Origin of the sequence: Paraburkholderia sp. BR14312 (genome assembly GCF_040948675.1) — a bacterium.
GTDB classification, from domain to species: Bacteria; Pseudomonadota; Gammaproteobacteria; order Burkholderiales; family Burkholderiaceae; genus Paraburkholderia; species Paraburkholderia nodosa_A.
Window position 1 is genome coordinate 190,442 of record NZ_JBFPKI010000016.1, and the last position, 26,683, is coordinate 217,124.

Consider the following 26,683-nt stretch of genomic DNA (forward strand, 5'->3'; position numbering starts at 1 on the left):
TTTGTTCTACGATTGTCGGCAGCACAGCGCGCGTAACATTCAAGAGGCCGAACACGTTCGTGTCGTACATTCGACGGACGTCCTTGTCGGCGGACTCCTCCACCGCACCCAACAGTCCGAAGCCCGCATTGTTGACCAGCACGTCGAGGCGGCCGAACTTTTCCACCGCATGCTGAACCGCCGCCTTTGCCTGCGCTTCAACGGTCACGTCCAGCGTCACCGGCAGCACAGCGTCCGAATCGCCGAGACGCTCGACGATGGCCGCGACGTTGCGCCCCGCTGCCACGACAGCGTTGCCATCCGCGAGCGCCGCTTCGGCAATCAGTGCGCCGATACCGCGTGACGCGCCCGTAATGAACCATACTCGCTTGAAACTGCCCTGCCGGGTGTCAGCCATGATGTTTCTCCTACGTGTGGGCGAAGTGATGCCATGATAGGCGCCGCGATTCGATGTGTACTTACAAGGGCGGATCCAGATCGAATTCAAGGCGAATGCCGCCGCGCTCATAAATCATCATGTGGCGCTTCGGCCCGTTGCCGAGCCATTCCGGAGAAAATTCCACCTTCACGCCGGGCCAGTTGGACACGCGTTCGAATATCGAATCGAACGCGTTTTCGTCGACAGCGCGCAACGCGAGATGATGTAGCCCGATATTCGACTTTCTGTCGAAGTCGACACCTGACTCCATGTTCTTGCGTTGCCACAAAGTCAGCATGACGTGTCCATCCGACACGAACACTGCCGGATAGTCAGGTTTTCCGCCCACCTTCTTCCAGCCCAGGCAATCGACAAAAAATGCGCTGGTGCCCTCGATGTCCGTTACGGTGAGACCACATGGTCGATTCCCATCGTGGGTGAAGCTGAGTTCATGTCATACCTCCAAGCTGCCACGGTTCATTAATTGGCCACGTCGATAAAGTGCCGCATCAACGCTTTCGACGCTGCGCGGTGTGGTGCCTACTGCCGCAACCCGGCAGTCGAACAGCGAAAGCATCAAGCGGGCTGTAGTGTCCCGCGAGTTCTCAAAGGACTCGAATATATGCTCGATCGTCCCAAACGGTTCCGGAATGGCCGCCGCTTGATTCACATGATGCACTTGAACCGTTCAGTTCGAGCTGGCCTCCATCGCCGGCTGTTCCATACAGTGGAACTGACGCCGTTGAACCTGCGTGCCGGCGCCGATAATCATGCTCAGGCCGCGCGTGACCCGAAGACCAAGCCGGGACTTCGAGCGCCGCGAGCGAACAATGATTGGAGACACCATGCAAGCAGTTTCAAGTCCATCGCCCGTGGCAACTGCCGCCCACGATTTCGCGACCGAAGCGGTGTACCGCAAGGTGACGTGGAAGCTGATGCCGCTGCTGTTCGTCTGCTACGTCTTCGCCTATATCGATCGCGCGAACATCGGCTTCGCGCACCTTCAGTTCAGGCGGGATGTCGGCTTGTCGGAGGCGGCGTTCGGGTTGGGCGTAGGGCTCTTCTACCTCGGCTATATGCTGCTCGAGGTGCCGAGCAATCTTTGGCTGCAGCGCATCGGGATCCGCCGCACGCTACTGCGGATCATGACGTTATGGGGCGTGGTGTCGGTCTGTACCGCATTCGTCCGCACGCCGATGGAGTTCTATCTCGCACGCGTGCTGCTCGGAGCGGCCGAGGCGGGTTTCTTCCCGGGCGTCATTCTCTACTTCACGTACTGGTTTCCCGCGTCGCGTCGCGCACGTGTGACGTCCATCTTCATGAGCGCCATTTGCGTGTCGGGCATCGTCAGCGGACCGATGTCCGGACTCATTCTCGATGCGCTCACCGGCGCGCATGGACTTAACGGCTGGCAATGGATGTTCGTCCTCGAAGGCTTGCCGTCGATCATCGCGGGCGTGGCCGCCTTTCTATGCCTGACCGATCGGCCCGAGCAGGCGAGCTGGCTGAGCGCGGCAGAAAAGGAGCTCGTGCTCGACGCGCTCCGGCGCGAAGCCGCGATGAAGGAGACGCGCGCGCCGAATTCGATCTGGCTCGCGCTGCGCGAACCGAAGTTCTACTTCCTGACATTCGCCTACTTCAGCGTTCCGTGGGCCAGCATCGTCGTGCATATCTGGGCGCCGAGCGTGATCAAGAACAGCGGTGTGACGAATCTCTGGCATATCGGCGCGCTGTCCGCGATTCCCTACGTCATCGGCGCGGCGGCGATGTATCTGCTGGGCCGCAGTTCCGACCGCAGGCTCGAGCGGCGCTGGCACTTCATGGCCAGCGCCGCGCTGGCCGCAGGCGGGGTCGTGCTGCTGCCACTCTTTGCGCATGACGTCGTGGCGTTGATGGTGCTGCTCTGCCTCGCGACGGCGGGGTATCTCGGCATGCTCTCGCTGTTCTGGACCTTGCCTCCGGCCTACCTGAAGCCGGCCGTGGCCGCGAGCGGCATCGGCCTGATCAGCAGCCTCGGCCAGTTCGGCGGCATCTTCGCGCCCACCGTCATCGGCCTCGCTTCGTCGCGGTTCGGCAGCAACGCGATAGGCCTCTACGCCGTCGCGCTCGTGTCCATCCTGGGCGGGCTCGCCATCGTGTTCGGCGTGCCGCGGCGCGCAATCAGCGAGCAATGAGTCACTCGCCGTCGAGCGCGGCGATCGCCTCGACGATCGCGTCGCGCAACTGCAGCAGCGGCGCCGACAGGTTCGCCGACACGTCGGACGGCGCATCGGTGGTCCGCACGCTGAAATTCAGCACGATGGGCCGATAGCCGGGAATCGCCAGCGGCGTCGCGAGCGCGACGACTTCAGGCTGCCAGCTTGCGACGCAGAAACCCGCACGCCGGACGTGATCGATCGCATCGAGAATCTGCGCCCGGATTGTCTTCCAGCGACGAGCGCCGCGTCGTTCGAGCGATGCGAGACGTGCGGCACATTCGTCCTCGCTCAGCGTCGACAGATGCGCGCGGCCCAGCGCGGTCAGCTCCATCGGAACGCGCTGGCCCGACACGACGGTGCGAAGCGCAGCCCGCTGGTTAAAGCGGAAAGACTCCAGATAGACCATGTCATCGCCGTCCGCTGCCGCGAGGCCGACGTTGATCTGGCGTTTTTGTGCGGTCTCGCGCATCAGCGGGGCAGCCGCCTGAAGGAGCTTCGAGCCCGTGCGCATCGCATGGGCCACGCTCAGTATCGGCACGCTGAGCCGATACACCTGACGCGAAGCGTCGTGTTCGAGAAACCCGCACTCGACGAGCGTGCGCGCGAGGCGGCTCACTGTGGCCTTGGGCAGGCCGGTGCGCTCGACGAAGTCGCCATTGCCGAGCGTGTCGGCGCCGGGGCCGAAGGCGCGCAGCAATAGCAGCCCTCGTTCGAGGGATCGATTCAATACGGCCTGGGGAGCCGCGCGAGAAGCCTCTTCAGGTGTCTTCATCGTGTCGTGACGTAGTGAGGGCGAACTTCTGCGTTCCAAGGAGTGGAACTGGACCGGTTTCAATCGAGTATGCCGGGACTATGCTCCATCACACAAGGAACTGCATCGGGCCGCATCGCCCGCACTCGACGAACATCGTCCAACTCAAACAACCGAGACATCCATGACCGCCTCAACGATTCATCTTGCCGTCGAATCCGGCATTGGCATCATCACCCTCAACCGCCCGGAAAAGCGCAACGCCATCACCGACGACATGCGCTCCGAGCTCATCGAAGCGCTCGAGAGCACATCCCGCGACAGGGCCGTGCGCGCCGTCATCCTGACCGGCAACGGCAAAGGGTTTTGCGCCGGCGGCGATGTCAGCGGCATGGCCGAGCGGATGGAGGCGCCGGCAGGCGACGTCGCGTTCAACGGCTGGTCCCGCCAGCAACGCGTGCATCACACGGTGAACCTGCTGTACACGATGCCCAAGCCGACGATCGCGGCGGTCAACGGCGCAGCGGCAGGCCTCGGCGCCGACATGGCGCTTTCCTGCGACTTCGTCGTTGCCTCGGACGAGGCCAGCTTTGCATGGAGCTACGTCAGGCGCGGCTTGATCCCGGATGGCGGAGGCCTCTATTTCCTGCCGCGCCGCGTTGGGCTTCCGCGCGCAAAGGATCTGATCTTCAGCGGACGCCGCGTCGATGCGAAGGAAGCCCTCGAGCTCGGCATCGCCGATCGCGTGTGCGCGCCGGAGCGGCTGCTCCACGAGGCTCGCGCCTGGGCCATGGAGCTGAGCGAAGGGTCCGCGACCGCGCTCGCGCTCGGCAAGACCATCCTGAACCAGAGCTACGAACTGTCCGCCCACCAGGTATTCGCACAGGGAAGCCAGGCGCAGGCGGTCTGCTACACGAGCCGCGAGCATCGCGAAGCCGTGCATGCGTTCCTGAACAAAGCCAAGTGAGCATGGAGACAGACATGAATGCGATTGCCCATCTGATGCGCCCGGAAAGCGTTGCCGTCATCGGCGCGTCGGCCGATCCGTCGAAAACCTCGGGACGTCCCGTTGCCTATCTGAAGAAACATGGATTCACGGGCACCGTCTATCCGGTCAATCCGCGCTGTGACTCGATCGACGGGCTGACCTGCTACCCCGATGTCGCGTCGCTGCCCGCTGCGCCGGACGTCGGCATCGTCCTGCTCGGCGCAGAGCGCGCGCACGTGGCAGTCAGAGAACTGGCGAATCGCGGCACCCGCGCGGCAATCGTGCTCGCGAGCGGCTACGCGGAGACCGGTGCGAAAGGCGCAGAGCGCCAGGCTCAACTGCTCGACGCGGCCGGCTCGATGCGCCTGCTCGGGCCCAACACGATCGGTCTCGTCAACCTGACCGACCGCATCACGCTGTCGGCGAGCGGCGCGCTGGAAACCGATGCGTTCAGCGCGGGCAGCATCGGCGTGGTATCGCAAAGCGGCGGGATCCTCGGCGCGCTGCTTTCGCGTGCCGCGGCAAGCGGCATCGGACTCTCGAAGTTGGTCTCGACGAGCAACGAAGCCGACCTCGACATGGCCGACTTCGTCGACTACCTCGTCGATGACGACGCCACGGCCGTCATTGCGCTCTACATGGAGGCCGTTCGTCATCCCGAGCGGTTCCGTGCCGCAGCATTGCGCGCAGCGCAAGCGGGCAAGCCGGTCGTCGTGTTCAAGATCGGGCGGTCCGAGTCCGGCGCTCGTTCGGCCGTCTCGCATACGGGCGCGCTCGCAGGCTCCGACAGGATGTACGACGCGCTGTTCCGGCAGACCCGCGTGATCCGGGCAGCCACGTTCGCGGACCTGCTCGACATTCCCAACGCGCTCTCTAGCGGCCGGCGCCCTGAAGGCAAGCGCGTGGCCATCCTGACCTCGACGGGAGGCGCCGGCACCCTCGTCGCCGACAGTCTGGGCGTGGCCGGCTTCGAAACGCCCGCGCCCGATGAGGCGACCGCGGCGCGTTTGCGAGCCTTGCAAACGGGCGATCACGCGGTGCTCGACCGCAACCCGATCGACGTCACGCTGGCGGGCTTGCAGCCGGAGCTGCTGCGCGGGGCGATCCGTGCGCTGCTCGATAGCCCGAGCTATGACGCGGTGGCGATCATCGTCGGGTCGTCCAGCCTGGCCATGCCCGACTTGATGGTCGGGGCGATTCGCGACTCGCTGCCCGGAACGAGCAAGCCCGTGGTGGCCTTCGTGAGCCCGCACGCGCCTGCGATCACCCGCTCGCTGAACAGCGAGGGCGTTCCGGCGTTCACGAGCCCGGAGAGCGCGACGAGCGCGCTTGCGGCGATCTGGCAGTACGGCGAAACGTTGCGGCGGGACCGTTCGCAGGCGAACCTGCCTGCGCGTGTCGAGTTCGACGTCAGTGAGCTTGCGGCGGGCTCCCTCAACGAGGCCCAGGCGAAAGCGCTGTTCGCGCGGTTTGGCGTGCCTTCGGTCAGAGAGGTCGAGGTGGCGAGCGCGAAGGAGGCAGAAGACGCCGCACGCACGCTCGGGGACAAGGTCGTGCTGAAGCTGCTCTCGAACACGATCACGCACAAGAGTGATGTCGGTGGCGTCGCAGTGGGGGTGCCGGTCGATGCCGTCGGCGCGCGTCTAAACCGGATGCGTGACGACGTGGAGACGGCGACCGGCACGTTGGTGCAGGCTTTCCTCGTCCAGGAGATGGTAAACGGCGGCGTCGAGCTGATTCTGGGCCTCCACCGCGATCCGCTCGGTACCGCAGTGCTGCTCGGCATGGGCGGAGTAACGGCCGAGCTGATAAACGATACGGCGATGCGCCTGATCGATCCGCAATGTGGCCTGTCGCGCGAAGATGCGTTGGCATTGATCCGCGAGCTCAAGACGTTTCCTTTGCTCGATGGCTTCCGGGGACGGCCGCGCGCGGACATCGACGCGCTGGCGTCGGCGATCGTCACGTTCTCATGGATGGCTACCCAGCTCGGTTCACGTCTCGTGGAGGCCGAAATCAATCCGATCTTCGTGCTGCCTCAGGGGGAGGGTGTCAGGGCGGCCGATGGAGTCGCGGTGATCAGAAACGACGCTTGACCGTATTGGTTCACCGGACGGCGAGGTGAGCGGGGCTACTGCTTCGTCGCTGTTTACCAAATCGCGTGCGAGCGCAGCGTTTCGCGCCTGCCGGCCAGCTTACATCGGGATCTAACGATGTAGATTTCGCTCGGCCAATGCCCCCTTTGGGCGGAGAGCCGCCCCCTGAGTGTCCAATGATATGAGTGAATGTCGGGTCATGGCCGAACCCGGAAGTTCGCTAACCACGCGGTGACCGCTGATAGTCGCGTGGCACGAGCTTCCGGAAACGGACCCTGAAGAGACCTACAGCATTCCAAAAAATCAGTCCGCTTTCCGACTGATTTCCGCCCGCGACGCCTCGGTCATCGTGTCGGGCAGCGGCCAGCGGGCAGCGAGTGGATGTACACTGAATTCCCGGGTTCGACCACGACCGCGCGCACAGGAGAACAGGGATGCCCCCGAACGCCCCGGCGGACAGGCTTGTGACGTACATTTGGTCCCGCGCCAGTTTGCGTCCCCGTCTGACCGTCGTTCTGTGTTTCGTCGCAGTTTTCGCAGTCAGGCTAATTCTTACATCAATACTTCCTTGTCCGCGCGCGGGAACTCGATCAGCGCTTGCATCGCCTCGAACTGCAGGCCATGACACTGGATGTCGCCGTTCAAAATAACAAGCAGCAGCTGCGGTTTCTCCGCAGCAGTGCAGAGCAAATGATTGCAGGCCCGTCTGCACCGTGGTGGCCGCCTACCCCGCGTTGAGCGACGACCAGACAGTAACCGTCCTCGCTTCGGTCATGGTTGTACGCCCCTCGTTACCACCGTCACCTATCTTTTTCTCTGCCTTCTTTCTAAAGTAACTGATGATCGGCAAACGCGAAGAAGGCGCAGACCAGGGGCTTTGCAATAGCAATGGACCGTCTGCGCATTTGTGCCTTGAACCGCGCTCACGGTAGCAATGACGTCGTCACCAACCTCGCCGGTCCGAGCTAGCGCCGTTGACAAACATCAGGGAGGTGGGAGGCATGCAGATTGGTGTCCAGAACTTTGCAAGCCGCTCGCGGCCGGTGTTCGAGAGTACAGACGCAGAGCGAGTGCACGTGTTGCAGCGGCTAGCTGCAACCTGCCGCATCTTAGGACGGCGTGGCTACTCCGAAGGCCTGCTCGGCCACATCACCGTGCGCGATCCCGAAGTGCCGGATCGTTATTGGGTTAACCCAGTCGGCATCCCCTTGCACCAAGTCCGCGTCTCGCATTTGGTGCAGGTTAATCACGAAGGTCAGATCGTACATGGCGCCGGGATGGTGAACCCAGTCGGGCTGCTGCTGCACACGGCCGTCCATCAGGCGCGACCCGACGTATCGGCGATGTGCCACGCGCACGCTCTGCATGCCTCGACGTGGGCCGCATTCGAGCGGCTGCTCGATCCGATCACACAGGACGCGTGCGTATTCTTCGAACAGCAGGCATTAATCCTCGAACCCCGTGTCGTGCGCGACCCAACTGCGGCGGCACGCTTTGCCAAAGGTTTTGGCGACAAACTGGTGGCGATCCACGGGGGCCACGGCATTTTTACAACCGGACAGACCGTAGATGAGGCGGCGTGGTGGTTCGTGTTGATGAACCGTTGCTGCGAAGCGCAACTGATTGCGCAGGCTTGCGGGGAGCCGTCATTGTGGGCCCCCGATGACGCGAGATGGCTGGCTTCGGTGCTTGGTTCACCGCAGTTCGGTTGGCTGTCGTTTCAAACACTGTGGGACGACATCATCCTGAGTGACCCGGACCTGGTCCAGTAACGTCGGGGGCGGACAAATCGGGAGCCGAGTGCTACGAAACCCAGGCCACTCGCGCTTGATCTTCTAGCGGCGTGCGTTTCTTCAGTCTGCCGAATCCGCGGGCGAACGGCTGGTCACGGCCCGCAAGAAGTCGTCGCACCGAACACTATCACCGCCCGTTCCTGGGCCGCATTCGGGCCTCCACAATCGCGCTTCCTGAGATTTCGCGACGAACCAAAAAAAATGGCCGTCCAGCGCGCTGTCGAGCGTGTGGCCGGATGCCGGGCAGTCGTCATTGACCTTACGGTTTCCCTGCCGCCCAGGCTTCAGCATTCGGATGTCGATCTTGCCGAAGCCATCATGGCTGCACTGCGCTGGCAGGCGGGTCTCGCCGGGACCAGGTTCACGTCGAGGTGGAGCGCGGCTGCGTCACGCTCGTTGGCGACGTGGAATGGGGCAACCAACGCAATCTGGCAGAGAAAGTGGTGAGCCGCATGCACGGTGTGATGGGCGTGGTCAACCGGATTGCCGTGCGCAACAGCGACGCCGTGGCTCACGTTGCCGAGCATATTTCGGCGGCTCTGGCGCGCCGCGCACAGCGGGAGTTCGCGGGCATTCATGTCACGGTCCAGGATGGCGTAGTGACGCTGAGCGGCAAGGTGTCGTCGTTGCGTGACTGGCGTGCGGCATGCGGCGCCGCCTGGGCGACGTGTGGCGTGCGCCGCGTCGTGGACGAGCTGGTCGTCGAGTAAACCGGGGAACGGGCAGGACGATCCTCGCATGATTGACGTGTGTCAATCGGATAGCGGCTGGCGCGCGCACGGTGAACCTGTTCGTGCAGCGGTTTTTTTTAAAAGGAGCCACCGCCATGCAGAAACATCTGATCGTGACCGCGCATCCATTGGAAGACAGCTTCACGATGAGCGTCACGTGTGCTTATCTGGGGGAACTGGTTCGCATGGGCCATGACGTGCGTATTCATGACCTGTACCGCCTGGGGTTCAATCCCGTGCTGTCCGCCGATGAATTGACCGAGGGAAGCGACGTGCACGTTCGCATGGCCGACGTCGTGATCGCGCAGAAAGACGTGCTTGCCGCGGACGTCGTGACGGTCGTCTATCCCCTGTGGTGGATGGCGATGCCGGCGATGATGAAGGGATATATCGACCGCGTGTTCAGCCGGGGCTTCGCGTACGAGACCCAACCGGACGGCGTGCACGGCTTGCTGTCGGGGCGCCGCGCTGTCGTGGTGACGATCTCGGCCGCTCCACTGGCGTCGTTTGTGCAGGACGGCCGGTGGCAAGCGATGCAGCTGCTGCAGGACACGCACGTTTTCCGCGCATCCGGTTTCGATGTGATCGGGCACCTGCATTTCGACGAAGTCGGCCCGGCAATGCCACCCGCTACGGCCTCCGCCAACCTCGCGCGGGTGCGTGAATTCGTTCGCGGACATTTCGCTTCGGTACCGGCGGCGTGAAGCCTGGCTGAAACGAAACGGCAACGGGGCGAAATGAGGAGTGGACTGCAATGAAATCGGATTTGGAACTCAAGCGTGACGTAGAGGCCGAGGTCGCATGCGACCGGTCGATCCAGCCGGCGACAATCGGCGTTGAGGTGTCGAACGGCGTAGTAACGCTGTCGGGGCATCCGGCGAGCTATGCGGCCAAGGTCGCTGTGCAGAGGGCGACCGCCCGGGTGGCTGGCGTGCGCGGGATCGTCGTGGAGATGGAGGTGCGTCTGGCGCTGCACGATTTGCGCAGCGACGAAGACATTGCGAATACGGCGCGCGCGATTCTTGAATGGACCGTCGGCGTCAACAGCCAGGACGTACAGGTCGAGGTCGAGAAGGGCTGTGTCACGCTGCTCGGCGAGTGCGATTGGGGGTATCAGAGCCACGCCGCGCAGCAAGCAATCGCGCATTTGCTCGGTGTGACGGGCGTGAACAACAAGATCCGCATTCGCGGCGCGACCTCGGCCGAAGACATCGCACGCGGAATTCGCGCCGCGATCGGGCGCCACGGCGAGCGGGAAGCGAAGCACGTGGACATCAAGATCGAGGGGGACACGGTCATCCTGACCGGAAAGGTCGCTTCGCATGCCGAGCGCAAGCTCGTCTACGGCGCGGCCAAGGCGACGCCGGGCGTACACACGATCGTCAACCTTCTGAGCGTCGAATGAACCAGGGGCCACCGCCATGCATCACTTCTTCCGCCGGTTTGAACGCCTTGCGTTCGGCATCGTGACAGCCTCGGCCATCGTCTGCGCAGGCGGTCTCGCTGTCCACCGGTTCGGTGACGCGCTGGTGGCGGACCTCTTGCCCCAGCATGCCGGGAGCGCGGGCGTCCCGTTCGCACTCGCGTGTGAAGAGGGGAGCCACGTTGGCTCGTGCGAACAATTGCTCGCCGTAAGGAAGGATGTGCAATGAACGCTGCCACGCTTTGTACACGCGAAGTCGCCACCTGCAACCCGCAAACATCCATCGTCGAAGCCGGGGCGAGAATGCGCGCGCTGGACGCCGGAGATCTGGTGGTGGTGCAAGACAAAATGGGCGTGCGCGTGCCCCTCGGCGTGCTGACCGATCGGGACATCGTGCTGGCCGTGGTGAGCCCGCACGAAGGCGGGCGAGCTGTACAGCCGGCGACGTGATGTCGACACCCGCGTTGGTCGCAGATGGCGCCGACGATATCTGGCTGCTCGCAAAGCGCATGCGCCTGCATGGTGTGCGCCGGTTGCCCGTGACCGGCGAAGACGGCGGCTTGATCGGCGTCGTTTCGCTCGACGATCTGCAGCTCGCACGGCGTGCGCCGATCTGAACTTGTGCGATTGCCGCGCGAGACATGCGTGCCGACGCGGCGGTCGAGAAGGTTTCCCGCTTCGTGCTGACGATCAAGGACGCACTCGGCGCGCGCGAGCGTGAGGCAGCGGCCAGATGAACCGCGCCCGGGAGCCTGGTATGCGCGCGCAGCGTTTCGATTGCGTCCTGGTCATCAAGGCGATCACCGAACGAGTGAGTCCGCGCATCTTTCGGGTGATCGCGCTGCCGGCTCCTACGGAGCGCGAGAAGTCGCAAATGTACGTACAGCGCTATCTGCCTCATCTGCCGCCCGCGGGCGAAGTGGCGATATTCGCAGCTGGTACAACCGCGCGGGCGTCGAACGGGTCATGGGATTCTGTACGGACGACCAGGTCAGGTCGTTCCTGAAAGACGTGCCGCTCGTCGAAAAGGCAGTCATCGACTCAGGCGTGATTCTGCTTAAGTATTGGCTCGAGGTGAGCCAGGAGGAACAGACGCGGCGTCTGGAGGCGCGCATTCACGACGCGCGCAAGACGTGGAAGCTTTCCCCGATGGATCTTGAGTCCTATCACCGCTGGTATGACTACTCGAGAGCGCGCGATGACATGTTCGTCGCAACCGACACCGAATTCTCGCGATGGTTCGTCGTGAATTCGAATAACAAGAAGCCGCGAGGCTCAACGTAATCAACGACTTGTTAAGCAGATGGTATGGACGCCTCCCCCCGGAAACGGGCCGTCGTGGAAGTGACGGACCGGGCGCGGGAGACTTGGCACGCGTCGGTCTGCGTATGCCAAAGTAAGGGTGCTCGTCAACCGCGCGTCAAGGAGAACCGGAAATGAAACCCACCCTCATCGGAATGGACATTGCCAAGCAGGTATTCCAGCTTCATGCACTCGACCCGCAGAGCGGCCAGATCGAAAGACTCAAGCTAAAGCGTGCACAGGTTCTCGAGTTCTTCGCCAGGCGCGCACCTTCGGTTGTTGTGATGGAAGCCTGTGGCAGCGCACACGACTGGGCGAGACGGTTGCAGCAGCTCGGTCATGATGCGAGGCTCATCTCCGCGCGGTCGGTGCGGCCGTTTGTGTTGCGTAACAAGACCGACGCGGCCGATGCCCGAGCCATCTGCACAGCGGCGCAGCAGCCGGATGCGCGCTTTGCTGCTATCAAGAGTGAAGATCAGCAAGCCATCCTGGCGATACATCGGATGCGTGCCCAGCTCATGAAGTTCCGCATCATGCAAACCAACGCGTTGCGCGGCCTGTTATACGAGTTCGGCGAAACACTGCCCGAGAGTTATCGGGCCTTCGCCAAAGCATTCCCTGCCACGCTTGCAGGGGTCGCTGAACGTCTGCCAGGGATCCTGATCGACAGCCTGCGTGAGCAATGGAATCGCGTTCAGGCCACCGACAAGGAAATCACCATGCTTGAGAGGCGGCTCGCTACCGCCTTTCGTAACAGCCGCGCGCCACGGTGAAACTGCCCGAACGGGACAAGGCGCGGGGCACAAGGAGCGGGACTACCCGTTCCGCTTCGTTGAGGAGCGGTTCTGAGCCGTCTTGATCCAGGTCACAGCCAGGTCCGGCAACGGTGAGACGCTGAGCGTATTTCCGTGCACGGAGTTCCCGACGTGACCTGCGATGAAATCCCGCCTGAACCGCAAACGCGACCTCCACGCCGCCGCGACTTGCATAAAGAGGGAGACGGCAAATGAGTGTCGGCTGGCACAAGGCAGGGCTCGCGGGCGTCGATTCACATGACGGCCCCGCTGCACAGCGCGCGTGGTCGCACGCCCGTTGGGTTTTGCTTGCGGGCTGCCTGATTGCCATTCCGGCTTTCTATGTCGAACTGCTCGCAACGTCGAGTTCGATGCTCCTGACCGCACGCGTACTCTACGGCGCCATGGCGGTGGCGTGCGCGGCCGCCGTTGCGCGAACCGCATGGTCGAGCCGCAAACCAGCACGGTTTCTGGATCGCAATGCGTTCGATGTGGCGATCGCTTGTGGCGCGCTCGTCAGCATGATGGGCGGAGCGAACCCCTGGTCTTCGATCGAATGGGTGCTCAGACTCGCGTTCATGGCGATGATTGCGCTGCGTATCGTCGTTGCCCTGAGTTCGTATTTCGAACTCAACCGGCTCGCGCTGCTCCCGCTCGCAGGCGGGATCGTTCTGTTACTTGGTGGTGCGGGATTTTACGCGCTGGAGCCGCGGGTGCACAGCTACGCCGAAGGACTGTGGCTCGCATTCGAAAGCAGCGCCACAGTAGGCTATGGCGACATCGCGCCTACGACGCCCGCCTCACGTGTATTTGCCGTGTTCGTCGTGCTGCTCGGCTACGGCATGCTTTCGCTGGCATTTGCCGGCATTGCCGCGTGGCTGATCGGCAAGGAAGAGCGGCGCCTCAGGCGCGAGATGCATCGGGATATCAAGACCCTGCATGCGGAAATTGTGTCGCTGCATCGCGAGCTGGAAGGGCTGCGAGATACGCTCGCGCCGAGCCGCAGCGGTCCGCAACGAGGAGACAACGCGGCCCGACAGATCGGAGCCGGTTGATCGCGCGAGGCGTGGCGTGCCACCGCATCGGTCCTTCCTCGTCCCGCCAGGCCGGCTCGCATGGTTGATTCAGATCAATCGCCCCCCTCACCAGCCAACGCACAGTAGTGCGGTTGACGCCGCCGGCGGGCCATACCGCGCACGGACGGCCCGACAAACGAAGAGCGCCCCCACCATGACCGATTCCGCTGTTAGCGACGCCGACCCCTTTCACGCGAGCCGGTCAATCCACCGGGTGCCTGCGCGTGCCATGGAGTGCAGTCAGCCGGACGACTCGCCCGCCGATCAGTGGAACCGTGCAGCCCATGCAAGTCTGGCCGCAGCGACATTCGGCCTTTCGCCGCTCGCGCTCATGCTTTCGGCGTTCGACTGGGCGGGGCACCTCGCAGTCTCACCGGGAAAATGCTTCGAACTTGCTATACACGGCTGGCTTGCAGCAACTTTTCCATCGCGATTGCGCCCCACTGGTGACGAAGCGCAGGAGGGCGGGATGACGGTGTACGCCGGACTTGCCGACCCTCGTTTCGCGTCCACCGCATGGTCGAACTGGCCATTCCGGATGTACCGTGACGCGTTTCTGGCGATCGAGCGCTGGTGGCGCGAAGCGACGCGCGGGGTTCCGGGCGTCGAGCGGCACCACGAGGAGTTGGTCGGCTTCGCCGCGCGCCAGTGGCTCGACGCGTGTTCGCCAGGCAATTTCATCGCGACCAATCCAGAGGTGTTGCAGGCCACGGTGCGCAGCGGTGGCGCCAGCCTCACTGCGGGCATGCGCAACTGGCTTGACGACGCGAACGCCACGGTCGACACGCTGCGAGGCGCGCGAGCACGCGTGGCGCAGCCCTGGACTCCAGGGCGAGACGTCGCGGTGACGCCAGGTCGCGTCGTCTGGCGCAACGAGTTGTGCGAACTGCTGCAATACGCGCCCACGACGCCGGATGTTACGCGCGAGCCGATCCTGATCGTGCCGTCGTGGATCATGAAGTACTATATCCTCGACCTGCAACCGCACGACTCGCTGATACGGTTTCTGGTCGAACAGGGCTACACGGTGTTCGCCATCTCGTGGCGCAACCCAAGCCCGGAAGCGCGCGATCTCGGCCTCGACGACTACCTGCGCGACGGGTTCCTGGCGGCGCTCGAATCAGTTCGCACCCGATGCGGCGAGGCAATCCACGCGGTCGGGTACTGCCTCGGCGGCACGCTGCTCGCGATCGGCGCGGCGGCGCTTGCACGCGACGGGCGGCGCGACATGCTGTGCTCCGTCACGTTGCTGGCCGCGCTCACCGATTTCAGCGAGCCGGGCGAGCTTGGCTTGTTCATCGACGCAAGCGAACTCGCCGCGCTCGACGCGCTGATGTGGCGGCAGGGCTATCTGGACGGCGCGCAGATGTCAGCGGCGTTCCAGTTGCTCAACGCGCGCGATCTGATCTGGTCCCGCATGATGAGCGAGTATCTGCTGGGCCGGCGCACGAAGCCGAACGACCTCATGTCGTGGAACGCCGACACGACGCGCATGCCGTACCGCATGCACAGCGAATATCTCACGCATCTATTTCTCGACAACGATCTCGCGGCGGGGCGCTATTGCGTGGACGGACAGCCCATCGCACTCTCGGACATCGAAGCGCCGATGTTCGTCGTCGGGACCGAGCGCGATCATGTTTCGCCGTGGCGTTCGGTCTACAAGCTGCATCTGCTCACGCACAACGCGCTCACGTTCGTACTCACGGCGGGCGGCCACAACGCTGGCATCGTGTCCGAGCCGGGCCACCCAGGGCGTTACTTCCGGTGCGCAACACGCGAACCCGATGCGCCGTACCGCAGCCGCCATGAGTACGTGAGCGACACACCCGTGATCCACGGTTCGTGGTGGACCTGCTGGTGCGACTGGCTGCACGAGCACTCGACGGGCGAGGTGCCGGCGCGCACGCCGGAGGCCGGTCTCGGGCCGGCGCCCGGTGAATACGTGCTCGAAAAATGAACGCGCGCAGCCAGCCAGCGGGCAGGTGGTTCGAGGTCAAACGCAGCCGGGTGGGCAGGTAATGCCATGGAACACCATGCCGAAGTATTGAGAGGAATGCGCTGGTACCCGCGCATGCCAGGCTGGCGCGACGTTGCGGCCGTGGTGCTGGTGTTCGGCACGATCGTGTTGCTGGGCGAGGGCGCGCGCCAGATGACCGGCCCGCTGACGGGCGGCCACGGAGCGGCCATCTCGCTCTCGCCCGCGGCGCTGCCGGGCTATACGCTGCGCACCGTGCTGCGCATGCTGATCGCACTCGTCGCTTCGTTCATCTTTACGTTCACATACGCGACGCTCGCGGCAAGGAGCCGCCGGGCGGAGCGCATCCTCATCCCGCTTCTCGACGTGCTGCAGTCGGTGCCGATACTCGGCTACCTGTCGTTCACGGTGGTGTTCTTCATGTCGCTCTTTCCGGGCAACGTGCTGGGCGCCGAACTGGCCTCGATTTTCGCTATTTTCACGAGCCAGGCGTGGAACATGGCGTTCAGCTTCTATCAGGCGCTGCGCACCGTGCCCTCCGATCTGGACGAGGCGAGCCGCAGCTTCCGTCTGTCCGGATGGCAACGGTTCTGGCGGCTCGAAGTGCCGTTCGCGATGCCGGGGCTCGTATGGAACGCGATGATGTCGATGTCGGGCGGCTGGTTCTTCGTGGTGGCTTCGGAGGCCATCTCCGTGGGCGACGTGCAGGTGGCACTCCCCGGCGTGGGGTCGTGGGTGGCGCAGGCGATCATGAAGCGCGATCTCGCGGCGGTGGACTGGGCGATACTCGCCATGAGTCTCGCGATCATGCTTTACGACCAGTTGCTGTTTCGCCCGCTGGTGGCGTGGGCCGACCGGTTTCGTTATGGCGATATCGCGGCGCAGGCTTGCCCGCGCAGCTGGCTGCTCGACCTCTTTCATCGCTCACCGTGGATGCGGCACGCGTGCCGCCCGGCTGGCGCGGCACTCGCGCGCGCCGCGCGTTTGCGGCTCTCGCCCGGAGCAGGTTGGCGCGGCTTCGCACTGGCGAACGGGCCGTTTTCGCGACGCGCCGGCGAAGCGCTCTGGTTCGTACTGTGCGCTGCGGCCGTAACCGCTGCGGCCATCGCCGTGCTGCGCTTCGCTGCGCCGGCTCTCGGATGGGCCGACGTGGTCGATGCAGCACGCAACGGCTTGCTCACGTTGCTGCGAGTCGCGGTACTCATAGCGCTCGCCTCCGTGATCTGGGTTCCGGTGGGCGTGGCGGTGGGGCTTCGCCCGATGCTCGCGGCCTGGGTCCAGCCGGCCGCGCAATTTCTGGCCGCCTTCCCCGCCAATCTGCTGTTCCCCGTCGTCGCGTTCTGCATCGTGCGCTTCAGGCTCGCCCCGGAGATCTGGTTGTGCCCGCTGATGATCCTCGGCACCCAGTGGTACATCCTCTTTAACGTGATAGCCGGCGCTACCGCCTTGCCGAGCGATTTGCGCGAGGCGGCGAGGAGCCTGCGGCTGCGGCGGCGTGTGCGGTGGCTGCAAGTGCTGCTGCCCGGCATCTTCCCGTATTACGTGACGGGCGCGCTCACGGCGAGCGGCGGTGCGTGGAACGCGAGCATCGTGGCCGAAACCGTCAGCTGGGGCACGACCAGCCTGAGCGCAGGCGGCCTCGGCGCCTATATCGCGCAGATGACTGCAAGGGGAGACTACCCGCGCATCGCCCTCGGCATCGCCGTTATGTCGATCATGGTCGTCGCCGCCAACCGTTTGATCTGGCGGCCTCTCTACGCATTTGCCGAACGCCGTACGCGGCTTGCCTGAACCCATCGCTATGGAAATTGCCCCAATGCCCGACGCCGCCCGCTCCGCGCTGGCACTTGATGACGCGCTGCATGGTGACCCCGCTGCGCCGGTGCTTGAACTCGACCACGTGGGCATGGCGTTCGCGCGGCCCTCCGGCGAGCCGCTGCCGGTACTTGTGGATATCGACGTGACGCTGCGCGAAGGCGAAATCCTCGGTCTGCTCGGGCGCTCGGGATCGGGCAAGTCGACGCTCTTGCGCGTAGCAGCCGGCCTCGCGCGGCCGACGTCGGGCCGCGTGCTGTACCGACGCACGACGCTCGCGGGTCCCGCAGAGGGTATCGCCGTGGTGTTCCAGACCTTTGCGCTCTACCCGTGGCTCACGGTGCTAGCCAACGTCGAGCTGGGGCTCGACGCATCGGGACTCGCGCCTGGCGTGGTGCGCGAGCGCGCGATGTCCGCTATCGAGATGATCGGGCTCGACGGCTTCGAATCCGCGTTTCCGCGCGAACTTTCAGGCGGCATGCGCCAGCGTGTGGGTTTTGCGCGGGCGCTGGTGAGCGAGCCGAAACTGCTGCTGATGGACGAGCCGTTTTCGGCGCTCGACGTGCTCACCGCCGAAACGCTGCGCAGTGACTTTCTCGACCTGTGGACCCAGCGGCAAACACCGATCGAGGCGGTGCTCATGGTCACGCACAACATCGAGGAAGCGGTGCTGATGTGCGACCGCATCCACGTGCTGGGCGGCCATCCCGGCCATATCGAGGCGACGCTGAACGTGCCGCTGTCGCGCCCGCGCAACCGGCTTGACCCGGCTTTTCGCGCCATCGTCGACACGCTGTACGGAATCCTGACCGCTCGCCTCGCGGAGTCCGCCAACGGCTCGGGTACTGTGCGCGGCGCGTTTGGGCTGCGACTGCCAGCGGTTTCGAGCCATCGCCTTGTCGGATTCCTCGACGCGCTCGCGGCGGCCACGCACGACGGCCACACAGAACTGGCCTCAATGGCCGCGGCGCTGATGCTCAAGCCCGATGAGCTCTTTCCCGTGGCTGCGGCGCTGCACCTGCTGGCATTCGCGGAGCTGCAGGAGCGCACGATCAAGCTCACTGCGGCTGGACGCATGTTTGCCCACGCCGACGACAGCGAGCGCAAAAAGCTTTTTCGCGAACACGTGGTGCAGTTCGTGCCGCTCATCGCCCACATCCGCGAGGTCCTTGACGAACGCGAAGGGCACCGCGCGCCGCGTGCGCGTTTCGAACTGGAACTGGAGGACCACCTGCATCGCGCCGATGCCGAGACGACCCTGCGCAGCGCGATCGACTGGGGTCGGTATGCAGGATTGTTCAGCTACGACGATCACTCGCGCACATTTGGCGATTGAATCTGCCAGCCTGGCAGGTACTTGATCGATGTCAAACTTACGGCCTTACCGCCGCTCATCATGAGACAGGTGTTGATACCGTCACGGCCACGCCGGCCGTTGTTCCGAACATCCTCGGAGGGAACATGAAAGCACTGGTCTACAACGGTCCGGGCAAATTCGCACTCGAAACGCGGCCAATGCCCGCCTTGCAGGGACCTGGCGACGCCGTCGTCAAGATCTCGAAGACGACGATCTGCGGCACCGATCTCCACATTCTCAAGGGCGACGTGCCGAGTTGCGAGCCGGGCCGCATTCTCGGCCACGAAGGGGTGGGCGTCGTCCATGAAGTCGGCAGCGGCGTCTCGACGCTGAAAGTCGGCGATCACGTGCTCGTCTCGTGCATCTCGAGCTGCGGGCAGTGTGAGTACTGCCGGCGCGGCATGTATTCGCACTGCAAGACGGGCGGCTGGATTCTCGGTAATCGCATCGACGGTACGCAGGCCGAATACGTGCGGACTCCGCACGCGCAAACGAGCCTGTACCGGATTCCCGACGGCCTCGACGAGGCCGCGCTCGTGATGCTCTCGGACATCTTGCCGACGGGCTTCGAATGCGGCGTGCTCAACGGCCGGGTCGAACCCGGCAGCACGGTTGCCATTGTCGGCTCGGGGCCGATCGGGCTGGCTGCGCTCCTGACCGCGCAGTTTTATTCACCCGCGCAGGTGATCATGATCGATATGGACCCCAACCGCCTGGAATGCACGAAGAAGTTCGGGGCAACGGCGTGCATCGATCCGCGCGCAGGCGACGCCGTGGATGCGGTGATGAAGCTCACGGATGGCGTAGGCGTGGATTGCGCCATGGAGGCCGTCGGTGTGCCTGCGACGTTCGAACTGTGCCAGCAGATCGTGGCGCCGGGTGGCGTGATTGCGAACATCGGCGTGCATGGTGTGCCGGCATCGCTTTTCCTCGACAAGCTTTGGGACCGCAACGTGGCGATCACGACCCGTCTCGTCGACACGGTGAGCACGCCCATGCTGCTCAAGACCGTGTGTGCCGGACGCATCGATCCCAGTCGGCTGATCACGCACCACTTTGCGTTCGAGGACGTGCTCAAGGCCTACGAGACGTTTTCACACGCGGCCGACACGCAGGCATTGAAAGTCATCATCGAGATGTGATTCACATGGGCAACCGGGGCATTTCCGTTGCAGAGCGTCTCGCGCCTCGCGTGCGCCGGCTCGTCGAAAGCGGGAGCTATGTTCAGATGGAATGGGCACCACCCACCCCAACGGCATAGATATGCCAAAGTTGACGTGCGACGTTCAACTGAGAAGTGGAGGTACCCAAAATGGAGATTACCGCTATCGGCGTGGATTTGCCGAAACACGTCTTCCAGATTCACGCGGTTGATGCTCACGGACATACGGTGTTACGCAAACGTCTCAACCGGTCCCAGATGGTACCGTTCTTCACCCGTCTGTGCCCCTGCCTAATCGGTATGGAGGCATGCGGCGGCGCACATTATTGGGCGCGCAGGCTGGCAACGATGGGGCATACGGTAAAGCTGATGGCACCGCACTTCGTCAAACCCTATGTCAAGACGAACAAGGATGACATGAACGACGCGGAAGCGATCTGTGAAGCTGTGCAACGGCCGAACATGCGCTTCGTCGCGGTCAAGTCAGTGGAGCGACAGAGTATTCTGCATCTGCACGGTCCAATACCGCAATCGCCGCGCTGTCTGCCGTATCCGGGAGCAACGCTGGTTTACCGGCCCGCAGGACGGATTTCCCACGGCGAAGAGACCATCGAGTCGCCGGCATGCTATGAGATGCGCAGTCCCACGCCTTCGCAAGCGACAGAATGGGCACGCAACGCGGATGGCGCGGTCTTTTTTGAAGCAGTGAAGATTTTTGCGCCGTCGTGCTACAACCCCGAATTTCTCGTCTCGATCAACGACACGCTCTCCTTCGTTCCGGTGTTTTGGGCCAACGGCGCCCCCGGCTTTTTTGGCACGTACATGGCGCGCGCGCCTGCCACGACAGAGATATTGCACATGGAACTGCCGTGGTCCTTCCAGGGTTACATCACGATCTAGCTCGTCCACGAGCGCCCATGCGCAGGAGTGCATCCGCATGAACATCATCTTTTCCGACCGGTCGCCGCAGTATGACGCCAGCCGACTCGCGTTGACCTTTCCTGCCACGGCCGGCGACATGCACGTCAAATGCGCGATCACGGCCGAGGCGCTCGAAGATCATTTCGGCGCCGCCTCCCTGCGCGAAACGGATTTGAGCGGCGCGTTCCTTGCTCACCGGGCGGCGATAGAAAGGGCAGCAGCTCGCATGATCGAGGCGACGCAGTCCGAAGCGATCACGCTCCACAGCGGCTACTTCCGCATGTACAGGGATCCGGACGATGCCGTGAAAACCCGTCCGCAGTGAGGCCGTGCGCTTGATTCAAGTCAATACCCGCAGCCCGGCAAACTCTAAATTGAATCACATCGGGGCGTTGGCCCTTAACGGAGGACATCATGCAAGCATCAGACATCATGACGACGGACGTCGTCACCGTGCGCCCCAATGCGTCGATTTTCGAGGCGGCAACGCTGCTCACCGAACATCACATCAGTGGCATTCCGGTCGTTGACGATGACGGAGCGGTTGTCGGTATTCTCAGCGAAAGCGATCTGCTGCATCGCGTGGAAACCGGCACAGGCAAGCCGCAACGGAGCTGGTTTGGGGAATTCCTCCATTCGACACAAAAGCTTGCTGGCGAGTACCTGAAGGAAAACGCGGGGAAAGTGAACGACATCATGACGAACAATGTCGTTTCGGTTTCGCCTTCCACGCAACTCAGCGAAATCGCAGATTTGCTGGAGCGCCTTCGTATCAAGCGTGTGCCCGTGCTCGACCAGGGCAAGCTGGTGGGGATCGTGAGTCGTGCGAACCTGATATGCGCGCTGGCGAGCGCCGCGCGACCCGATCAGGCGATGCTCGCTTCGGACGATGCCATCCACCGCAACGTGATGCACGCGCTGGATGGGCATCGCTGGGCAACGGCGGCGGAGAGCGTCGTCGTTAAGGAAGGAATCGTCCATTTCTGGGGCACGGTGAACTCAGAGGAAGAGCGCCGGGCGATACTCGTCTCCGCGGAGCGTGTGCCCGGCGTCAAGGGTGTCGAAGACCATCTTGGCTACCCGGTCGTGTTCACGCCGATGTAAGGGCGGTGTGCGCATCCGGGAACAGCGAACGCTGGGCCAGCAGCACGACTGGCCCAGTTTTTTGTCTGCCTCTCCGTCGTGGCGCTTCTTGCTTGAGGAGAGTTTAAGAAGATGTCGCAGACGGTAAGGCCCCCAGCAACTTTTTCGAACAAACGCGACTCACACGCGGCTATCCGTCCACTCAAGCCGGTACGCGCGCGTTGTGCTGCGCCTGCATTTCCTCGTCGGACGCCGCCGCATGCGCAGGTACGAGCAACACGGGACGGCGCGCGCACCGCAACACGCGCTCCGCCACGCTGCCCAGCATGAGGCGGCGCACACCACGGCGCCCATGTGTGCCCATGACGATCAGATCGGCATGCCAGTCCGTCGCCGCCTGCTGGATGCACTGCGCAACGTCTTCCGCAGGAAGTTCGACCTCAACCGAGCGCGAGGAGCCTTTCACTCCTTGTTGTGTCATACGCGCATCGGCATCGGCACGAATCACGCGCCCCTCTTCGATATACGCGTCGCGCACGATCGAAGGATCGTAGCCCGGCACGTCGTATGCGATGACGGGGAGGTCCACCACATAGAGCGCCTGCAGTTGCGCGCCGGTGTCGAGCGCCAGTCTGATCGCGGCGTCGAGAGCGTGTGAGGCGGTCTTACTGCCGTCGAGAGCGACCAGAATGCGTGAGTACATGGTGAGGCTCCAGTGGAAGCTGAACAGAGTCGAGACGAGGTATGTCAATGAGACATGAGCACCGGCAGCGTCATCGTGGCAAGGATCGAACGCGTCGCCCCGCCCAATACGAGTTCCTGCAGGCGCGCGTGCCCGTATGCGCCCATCACGAGCAGATCGTAGCCGCCATCGGCCGCATAACTGAGCAGTGCACCGCCTGTGGATTCGGCTGCGTCACGGTCGAACCGGGTGATATCGACCGTCGTTGCGCCATGGCGCGCAAGCAAGGCCGCAAGGTCGGCACATGACGCCTGCGATTCGGCTGGCGTAAAGGTCGTGGAAGCGGCCACGATGGTTACATGGGCCGCCCGCGCAATGAAAGGCATGGCGTCATGAACCGCGCGAGCGGCCTCGCGGCTTCCGTTCCAGCCCACGAGCACGCGTTCGCCGACCGACTCGAAGCTGCCTGTGTATGGCATCAACAGAACAGGGCCGCCCGCGCCCAGAAGCACAGTCTCCGGAAAGTGTTCGGCAATATAGGATTCCGGATCTTCCTGGTCGGTTTGCCCGAGGATCACGAGGTCGGCGGTCCGGCTGCGCTGCATGACCGCCGTGACCGGGTCGCCCTCTGGAGTCACCCAGGCGCCATCGACCTGCGCTCGCGCCAGTTCGGCGCGAAAGAGCCGTTCGATCGCGCCGCGCTGTTCGCGGCGCAGCTTGCGGTGCGTGTCGTAATAGTCGGCCGTGCCAGCCATCACGTAGAACTCGCGCGGGTTCGGCTCGAACGCCGCGAAGAGTCCATCCAGATGCGCGCCGAACCTGCGGGCCAGCTTCAGCGCAAGCGAGAGTCGAGCGCTCGCGCGCGCGCTCGTATCCATATGCACCATGATCGTCTTGTAGCTCATCGTGATCTCCAGCGTACGGGGTGGTCGCGCCGCCCCCCTCGGGGCGGAGAACGCGATTCGAGTCTAAGAACGGAGCGCTCGCGACGATTGATTTGCATCAAGCATCTGTTCACGGATGAACACGGTGCCCGTGGATTTCAAAAAAACGGAGACATTGAGGCAGATCAATCAGAAAACCCGCTTACTGCCTAGATTGGGTACAGCGCGACTCATCGCAGGGTTGTGCGCACGAAGGGCTAAAGGAGGCAATGCAATGAGCAATCTGACACGTTATGACCCGTTTTCCATGGAGCCTGTTTCGGACCTCTTCCAGGGGCTGTTTCGACCGATGCGCGGGATGCTCGCCGCCGAGGAAAGCGAACTCGCGGCGATCAAACTCGACGTCACGGAAAACGAGAAGGCCTACACGGTAAAGGCCGAACTGCCGGGTGTGGACAAGAAGGACATCGACGTAAAAATCGAAGGGAACGTGGTTTCGATTCATGCGAAGGTCGAGCGCAAGACCGAGCAGAAGGACGGCGAGCGCGTCATTCGCCGCGAACGCTACAGCGGGTCGTTCGCGCGCACGTTCTCGCTTGCGAGCGACATCGACGAAGCCAGCGCCAATGCGCAGTATCAGGACGGCGTGCTCTCGCTCACGCTGCCGAAAAAGGCGGCCGCCGAACAGAAGCGGCTGCAGATCCAGTGAGCGCCTGAGGTTTTCGAGACGGGGAGAGGGCGCGTCGATCGGGCATGAAAGCACGGCGCGCGCCATTACGGCGCTGGGGCATTGGCTCCGCGCCTTCTTTTTTGCGTTTGTGCAGCCCGGCTTGCGCGCGGCGCAACGCGTAGCGAGGGCATGAACGAGAGGAGGCAAAAAATGAAACGACCGACTGCCGCGGCCGCCAGTATGCAGCACGTTGCGCCTTATTCACGCCTCTATGTCTTGTTCACCGGAATGGAGCGCGTAGCCTCGCTGCTCGACTACGTAGCGGGGTGGGCAGTTCGTGGCGCGCACGTACGGCTTGCGGGCCTCGCACCCTCGGCTCTGCTGACAGATCCGGATCAGCGGGCCGCGCAGAACTTTTCCACACGGATCACCCTGGCCGCGACCCTCGAAGCCGTTCGCGAACTGCTGGCGCTACGCGGAATCGACGCGGACTGTGAATTCCTCGGCACCGGGCCGGACAGCGCGGCGCGCAACGAGGCGCTGGCTCGCGCGGTACGCGGCTGGAAGGCAGACTTGACGATCGGGGCGCCGGCCAATCCGGTCGCGCTCGCGGGCGAAACCGCCAGCCCTGTGCTTCTGCTGCCTACGCCCACCGCGCGACACTGTTCGGTGCCGCCGCGGCGTGTTTTCGTGGCGAGCGATGCAGGCGCAGCATCGGATTGCGCCGTGCGTGAAGCGGCGAGGCTGGCAGGACCAGGCACGGCAGTGCGCGTGGGATACCTCGCATGTGACCCGGCGGCCGCGCAACAACCCGAAGACTTCGACGCGGCCATCCTCGAAGCCCAGCACGATGGCGAGTCAACGGCGCACGCGATCATTCAGGCAGCGCTGCAGTGGCGCGCGGATCTGCTGGTGCTCGGCACGCGCGGCGGCCAAGAAGGCGGCCGGTGGCGCTACGCGAGCGTCGCCACCGACGTGGCGCAGCGAACGGTGTTGCCGCTGCTCCTCGTGCCTCAAGGCGCGAAAACCTCGATGCTGGCGTGAGGGTGGATCCAGGTCGCGGCCACGCATTGTGCCCCTATGGTCTTGGTCAGTTGAACTGGATACGAACATGGAACGCCCATCGAAACCTTTCCAGCGCCTCATGGCGACCGCCGAAGGCGGAAGTGGCCTTGCTGCGCTCGCGGCATTTGCCTGCCGCCTTGCAGATCGCGATGCGCCGATCAGTCTCGTCGAACTCATCGCCAACCCCGCCTCCCTGATGCCCGCGCACCAGTTGGGGCTGCCGGCGGGCGCAGGGACGCACGCGGCGATGCTCCGCCGGGCAGAACTCGACTTGCGCGATGCCGCGACCGCGTTGGCGCTCGAGCGACGCGAACCGGACGTGCAGTTGCTCGATCTCTCGGCGCTGCATACAACCGCGCCGGTCGCCGTTGCGCGCGCTGCCGACGCTTGCGACGCCGATCTGGTGGCGCTCGCCGCGCATCACCCCGGGCAGCACTGGGCCTGCAGGCTTGATCCGGAGGAAATCGCGTACGCGACGCACCGTACGTTGCTGTATGTGCCGTCGCAGTTGCTTGCCTTTGAGGAACCGCCTCTTGCCCGCGCGCTAATTGCGGTCGACGGAAGCGCAAGTGCCTACGCCGCCCTTCGACTCGCGGTTGGGTGCCTGCCGGCGGACGTGGAATTGCGCGTGATCTACGTCGTCGAACGCACGCTCCATGTGGGCGGGCGAGAACTCGACCACCTGTTCGAAGACGACCGTGCCAGTACGCTTGCTCGTGCAAGAGCGCTCGTGGCATCCTGCGGCGCCCGGGTATCGCTTGCGGCGCTGGCGACGCATGTCGAACTCGACGACGTCGCCAGCACAATTTTGCGCGAGGCGCGTGGCTGGGGCGCCGATCTGCTCGTCATCGGATTGCAGGGGCGGCGTATGCGCGCGCAGGCGCTGCCCGGCAGCGTTGCGTCGCACGCCCTGCGCGACGCCCTGTGCCCGGTTCTCGTCGCGGCGCCGGCGATCCGTGCAACAGCTCAGCCGATCGTGACGCGCGCATCGCATGGGGCAGGTGTTGGCAGTGAAACGTCGGTCCACTCTCGCAGCGGCCCGCGTGAGCCGCGCGCCACGCGGGCCTTCGGTACCACACCGCGGTGAGCGGCGCGAGTCAGGTTGACGTGCATCAAGTGGCTTCAGCTACCCGGTCTTATCCTGAATTCAATCCCAGATCCAGTCGATCGCCACCACACCCCAGGGAACGGAATCATGTCACTCACCGGCCATATCGATTCGGGCGCCTGGCGCGTCCAGGCACTCACGTCGCCGGCCCCGCAAGGCGGTTTTACCTGCGAAATTTGTGTCACGCATGGTCCGCAGACGCAATGCTTCTCCCACGCCTTTGCGCATCACCGTGTGTTCGAAACTGAACGGGAGGCGGTGCTCGAGGGACTGCGCGAAGGCATGGTGTGGATCGATCTGAAAATCCGTCACGCGTTTGAAGTGTAGTCAGGCAGGGTCGATGGCGGCGACGAGCCTTCGGGCAGCAACAACGCGGATTTCTGAAGGG

General features: G+C 63.8%; 23 protein-coding genes and 5 pseudogenes. 23 read left to right on the plus strand and 5 right to left on the minus strand.

What is annotated here, in order from left to right:
* Nucleotides 1-16: 16 nt before the first annotated feature.
* Both AB3X98_RS36060 and AB3X98_RS36065 read right to left on the minus strand, forming a co-directional pair.
* A pseudogene (locus AB3X98_RS36060) lies at nucleotides 17-397 on the minus strand (SDR family NAD(P)-dependent oxidoreductase); the annotation flags it as partial.
* Between the two features lie 61 nt (nucleotides 398-458).
* A pseudogene (locus tag AB3X98_RS36065) lies at nucleotides 459-871 on the minus strand (VOC family protein).
* Nucleotides 872-1,263: 392 nt separating this feature from the next.
* Here AB3X98_RS36065 and AB3X98_RS36070 point away from each other — a divergent pair.
* On the plus strand, nucleotides 1,264-2,592 hold the full coding sequence (locus AB3X98_RS36070) for an MFS transporter (protein WP_368604523.1): 1,329 nt from the start codon (nucleotides 1,264-1,266) through the stop codon (nucleotides 2,590-2,592).
* 1 nt (nucleotide 2,593) lies between these two features.
* Here the strand turns inward: AB3X98_RS36070 and AB3X98_RS36075 are convergent, their stop codons facing one another.
* Nucleotides 2,594-3,388: an IclR family transcriptional regulator gene (locus AB3X98_RS36075; protein ID WP_368604521.1), complete on the minus strand. Its 795-nt coding sequence runs from the start codon at nucleotides 3,386-3,388 to the stop codon at nucleotides 2,594-2,596.
* A 163-nt stretch (nucleotides 3,389-3,551) separates the two neighbouring features.
* Between AB3X98_RS36075 and AB3X98_RS36080 the strand changes: the two genes are divergently transcribed.
* The 18 genes and pseudogenes from AB3X98_RS36080 (at nucleotide 3,552) to AB3X98_RS36165 (ending at nucleotide 21,907) form a co-directional block, all read left to right on the plus strand.
* A complete protein-coding gene (locus AB3X98_RS36080) occupies nucleotides 3,552-4,334 on the plus strand; it encodes an enoyl-CoA hydratase/isomerase family protein (protein WP_368604520.1) in 783 nt (260 codons plus the stop codon).
* Nucleotides 4,335-4,348: 14 nt separating this feature from the next.
* Nucleotides 4,349-6,451, plus strand: a complete 2,103-nt coding sequence (locus tag AB3X98_RS36085) for an acetate--CoA ligase family protein (protein ID WP_368604519.1) — start codon at nucleotides 4,349-4,351, stop codon at nucleotides 6,449-6,451.
* Nucleotides 6,452-7,452: 1,001 nt separating this feature from the next.
* Nucleotides 7,453-8,223, plus strand: a complete 771-nt coding sequence (locus AB3X98_RS36090) for a class II aldolase/adducin family protein (protein WP_368604518.1) — start codon at nucleotides 7,453-7,455, stop codon at nucleotides 8,221-8,223.
* Nucleotides 8,224-8,615: 392 nt separating this feature from the next.
* Nucleotides 8,616-8,954, plus strand: a complete 339-nt coding sequence (locus AB3X98_RS36095) for a BON domain-containing protein (protein ID WP_368604517.1) — start codon at nucleotides 8,616-8,618, stop codon at nucleotides 8,952-8,954.
* Nucleotides 8,955-9,025: 71 nt separating this feature from the next.
* Entirely contained in the window at nucleotides 9,026-9,679 is a 654-nt protein-coding gene (locus AB3X98_RS36100) for an NAD(P)H-dependent oxidoreductase (protein ID WP_368604516.1), read from the plus strand.
* Between the two features lie 50 nt (nucleotides 9,680-9,729).
* Nucleotides 9,730-10,380: a BON domain-containing protein gene (locus AB3X98_RS36105; protein WP_368604515.1), complete on the plus strand. Its 651-nt coding sequence runs from the start codon at nucleotides 9,730-9,732 to the stop codon at nucleotides 10,378-10,380.
* 243 nt (nucleotides 10,381-10,623) lie between these two features.
* A complete protein-coding gene (locus tag AB3X98_RS36110) occupies nucleotides 10,624-10,848 on the plus strand; it encodes a CBS domain-containing protein (RefSeq protein WP_368604514.1) in 225 nt (74 codons plus the stop codon).
* The gene (locus tag AB3X98_RS36115; RefSeq protein WP_368604513.1) at nucleotides 10,848-11,015 is read left to right on the plus strand and encodes a CBS domain-containing protein; all 168 of its coding nucleotides are present in this window, start codon (nucleotides 10,848-10,850) and stop codon (nucleotides 11,013-11,015) included. The genes AB3X98_RS36110 and AB3X98_RS36115 overlap by 1 nt, the downstream gene beginning before the upstream one ends.
* A 173-nt stretch (nucleotides 11,016-11,188) precedes the next feature.
* A pseudogene (locus tag AB3X98_RS36120) lies at nucleotides 11,189-11,699 on the plus strand (polyphosphate kinase 2); the annotation flags it as partial.
* A gap of 135 nt (nucleotides 11,700-11,834) precedes the next feature.
* A pseudogene (locus AB3X98_RS36125) lies at nucleotides 11,835-12,458 on the plus strand (IS110 family transposase); the annotation flags it as partial.
* Between the two features lie 248 nt (nucleotides 12,459-12,706).
* Nucleotides 12,707-13,549 carry a potassium channel family protein gene (locus tag AB3X98_RS36130; protein WP_368604512.1) on the plus strand — a complete coding sequence of 281 codons (843 nt, stop codon included), beginning with the start codon at nucleotides 12,707-12,709 and terminating at the stop codon, nucleotides 13,547-13,549.
* Nucleotides 13,550-13,799: 250 nt separating this feature from the next.
* Nucleotides 13,800-15,530 carry a PHA/PHB synthase family protein gene (locus AB3X98_RS36135; protein ID WP_368604632.1) on the plus strand — a complete coding sequence of 577 codons (1,731 nt, stop codon included), beginning with the start codon at nucleotides 13,800-13,802 and terminating at the stop codon, nucleotides 15,528-15,530.
* 66 nt (nucleotides 15,531-15,596) lie between these two features.
* Nucleotides 15,597-17,339, plus strand: coding sequence for an ABC transporter permease (locus AB3X98_RS36140; RefSeq protein ID WP_368604511.1), 1,743 nt, complete (start codon nucleotides 15,597-15,599; stop codon nucleotides 17,337-17,339).
* Nucleotides 17,340-17,364: 25 nt separating this feature from the next.
* Entirely contained in the window at nucleotides 17,365-18,699 is a 1,335-nt protein-coding gene (locus AB3X98_RS36145) for a nitrate/sulfonate/bicarbonate ABC transporter ATP-binding protein (protein WP_368604510.1), read from the plus strand.
* 125 nt (nucleotides 18,700-18,824) lie between these two features.
* Nucleotides 18,825-19,862, plus strand: coding sequence for a zinc-dependent alcohol dehydrogenase family protein (locus AB3X98_RS36150; RefSeq protein ID WP_368604509.1), 1,038 nt, complete (start codon nucleotides 18,825-18,827; stop codon nucleotides 19,860-19,862).
* 170 nt (nucleotides 19,863-20,032) lie between these two features.
* Nucleotides 20,033-20,398, plus strand: a pseudogene (locus AB3X98_RS36155) (transposase); the annotation flags it as partial.
* Nucleotides 20,399-20,819: 421 nt separating this feature from the next.
* Complete coding sequence (locus AB3X98_RS36160; protein ID WP_368604508.1) at nucleotides 20,820-21,128, plus strand: DUF1488 domain-containing protein; 309 nt, start codon at nucleotides 20,820-20,822, stop codon at nucleotides 21,126-21,128.
* An 89-nt stretch (nucleotides 21,129-21,217) separates the two neighbouring features.
* A complete protein-coding gene (locus AB3X98_RS36165; protein ID WP_368604507.1) occupies nucleotides 21,218-21,907 on the plus strand; it encodes a CBS domain-containing protein in 690 nt (229 codons plus the stop codon).
* A gap of 181 nt (nucleotides 21,908-22,088) precedes the next feature.
* Here AB3X98_RS36165 and AB3X98_RS36170 read toward each other — a convergent pair whose 3' ends face one another.
* Together AB3X98_RS36170 and AB3X98_RS36175 are read right to left on the minus strand one after the other, a co-directional pair.
* Nucleotides 22,089-22,589 (minus strand): universal stress protein, encoded by a 501-nt coding sequence (locus AB3X98_RS36170; protein WP_368604506.1) that lies wholly within the window; start codon nucleotides 22,587-22,589, stop codon nucleotides 22,089-22,091.
* Nucleotides 22,590-22,633: 44 nt separating this feature from the next.
* Nucleotides 22,634-23,473 carry a universal stress protein gene (locus AB3X98_RS36175; RefSeq protein ID WP_368604505.1) on the minus strand — a complete coding sequence of 280 codons (840 nt, stop codon included), beginning with the start codon at nucleotides 23,471-23,473 and terminating at the stop codon, nucleotides 22,634-22,636.
* 253 nt (nucleotides 23,474-23,726) lie between these two features.
* Between AB3X98_RS36175 and AB3X98_RS36180 the strand changes: the two genes are divergently transcribed.
* The 4 genes from AB3X98_RS36180 to AB3X98_RS36195 all read left to right on the plus strand — a co-directional run bounded on the left by AB3X98_RS36180 (nucleotide 23,727) and on the right by AB3X98_RS36195 (nucleotide 26,622).
* The gene (locus AB3X98_RS36180; RefSeq protein ID WP_368604504.1) at nucleotides 23,727-24,161 is read left to right on the plus strand and encodes an Hsp20/alpha crystallin family protein; all 435 of its coding nucleotides are present in this window, start codon (nucleotides 23,727-23,729) and stop codon (nucleotides 24,159-24,161) included.
* 171 nt (nucleotides 24,162-24,332) lie between these two features.
* Complete coding sequence (locus AB3X98_RS36185) at nucleotides 24,333-25,166, plus strand: universal stress protein (RefSeq protein ID WP_368604503.1); 834 nt, start codon at nucleotides 24,333-24,335, stop codon at nucleotides 25,164-25,166.
* Nucleotides 25,167-25,266: 100 nt separating this feature from the next.
* A complete protein-coding gene (locus AB3X98_RS36190; RefSeq protein WP_368604502.1) occupies nucleotides 25,267-26,274 on the plus strand; it encodes a universal stress protein in 1,008 nt (335 codons plus the stop codon).
* A gap of 108 nt (nucleotides 26,275-26,382) precedes the next feature.
* On the plus strand, nucleotides 26,383-26,622 hold the full coding sequence (locus tag AB3X98_RS36195; RefSeq protein WP_368604501.1) for a UDP-glucose 4-epimerase: 240 nt from the start codon (nucleotides 26,383-26,385) through the stop codon (nucleotides 26,620-26,622).
* Nucleotides 26,623-26,683 lie beyond the last annotated feature (61 nt).

What these genes read in the sequence shown, in the direction of transcription:
- AB3X98_RS36070 (WP_368604523.1), top strand. Translation starts at nt 1,264, where the DNA reads ATGCAAGCAGTTTCAAGTCCATCGCCCGTGGCAACTGCCGCCCACGAT.
- AB3X98_RS36075 (WP_368604521.1), bottom strand. Translation starts at nt 3,388, where the DNA reads ATGAAGACACCTGAAGAGGCTTCTCGCGCGGCTCCCCAGGCCGTATTG.
- AB3X98_RS36080 (WP_368604520.1), top strand. Translation starts at nt 3,552, where the DNA reads ATGACCGCCTCAACGATTCATCTTGCCGTCGAATCCGGCATTGGCATC.
- AB3X98_RS36085 (WP_368604519.1), top strand. Translation starts at nt 4,349, where the DNA reads ATGAATGCGATTGCCCATCTGATGCGCCCGGAAAGCGTTGCCGTCATC.
- AB3X98_RS36090 (WP_368604518.1), top strand. Translation starts at nt 7,453, where the DNA reads ATGCAGATTGGTGTCCAGAACTTTGCAAGCCGCTCGCGGCCGGTGTTC.
- AB3X98_RS36105 (WP_368604515.1), top strand. Translation starts at nt 9,730, where the DNA reads ATGAAATCGGATTTGGAACTCAAGCGTGACGTAGAGGCCGAGGTCGCA.
- AB3X98_RS36110 (WP_368604514.1), top strand. Translation starts at nt 10,624, where the DNA reads ATGAACGCTGCCACGCTTTGTACACGCGAAGTCGCCACCTGCAACCCG.
- AB3X98_RS36115 (WP_368604513.1), top strand. Translation starts at nt 10,848, where the DNA reads ATGTCGACACCCGCGTTGGTCGCAGATGGCGCCGACGATATCTGGCTG.
- AB3X98_RS36130 (WP_368604512.1), top strand. Translation starts at nt 12,707, where the DNA reads ATGAGTGTCGGCTGGCACAAGGCAGGGCTCGCGGGCGTCGATTCACAT.
- AB3X98_RS36135 (WP_368604632.1), top strand. Translation starts at nt 13,800, where the DNA reads ATGGAGTGCAGTCAGCCGGACGACTCGCCCGCCGATCAGTGGAACCGT.
- AB3X98_RS36140 (WP_368604511.1), top strand. Translation starts at nt 15,597, where the DNA reads ATGGAACACCATGCCGAAGTATTGAGAGGAATGCGCTGGTACCCGCGC.
- AB3X98_RS36145 (WP_368604510.1), top strand. Translation starts at nt 17,365, where the DNA reads ATGCCCGACGCCGCCCGCTCCGCGCTGGCACTTGATGACGCGCTGCAT.
- AB3X98_RS36150 (WP_368604509.1), top strand. Translation starts at nt 18,825, where the DNA reads ATGAAAGCACTGGTCTACAACGGTCCGGGCAAATTCGCACTCGAAACG.
- AB3X98_RS36160 (WP_368604508.1), top strand. Translation starts at nt 20,820, where the DNA reads ATGAACATCATCTTTTCCGACCGGTCGCCGCAGTATGACGCCAGCCGA.
- AB3X98_RS36165 (WP_368604507.1), top strand. Translation starts at nt 21,218, where the DNA reads ATGCAAGCATCAGACATCATGACGACGGACGTCGTCACCGTGCGCCCC.
- AB3X98_RS36170 (WP_368604506.1), bottom strand. Translation starts at nt 22,589, where the DNA reads ATGTACTCACGCATTCTGGTCGCTCTCGACGGCAGTAAGACCGCCTCA.
- AB3X98_RS36175 (WP_368604505.1), bottom strand. Translation starts at nt 23,473, where the DNA reads ATGAGCTACAAGACGATCATGGTGCATATGGATACGAGCGCGCGCGCG.
- AB3X98_RS36180 (WP_368604504.1), top strand. Translation starts at nt 23,727, where the DNA reads ATGAGCAATCTGACACGTTATGACCCGTTTTCCATGGAGCCTGTTTCG.
- AB3X98_RS36185 (WP_368604503.1), top strand. Translation starts at nt 24,333, where the DNA reads ATGAAACGACCGACTGCCGCGGCCGCCAGTATGCAGCACGTTGCGCCT.
- AB3X98_RS36190 (WP_368604502.1), top strand. Translation starts at nt 25,267, where the DNA reads ATGGCGACCGCCGAAGGCGGAAGTGGCCTTGCTGCGCTCGCGGCATTT.
- AB3X98_RS36195 (WP_368604501.1), top strand. Translation starts at nt 26,383, where the DNA reads ATGTCACTCACCGGCCATATCGATTCGGGCGCCTGGCGCGTCCAGGCA.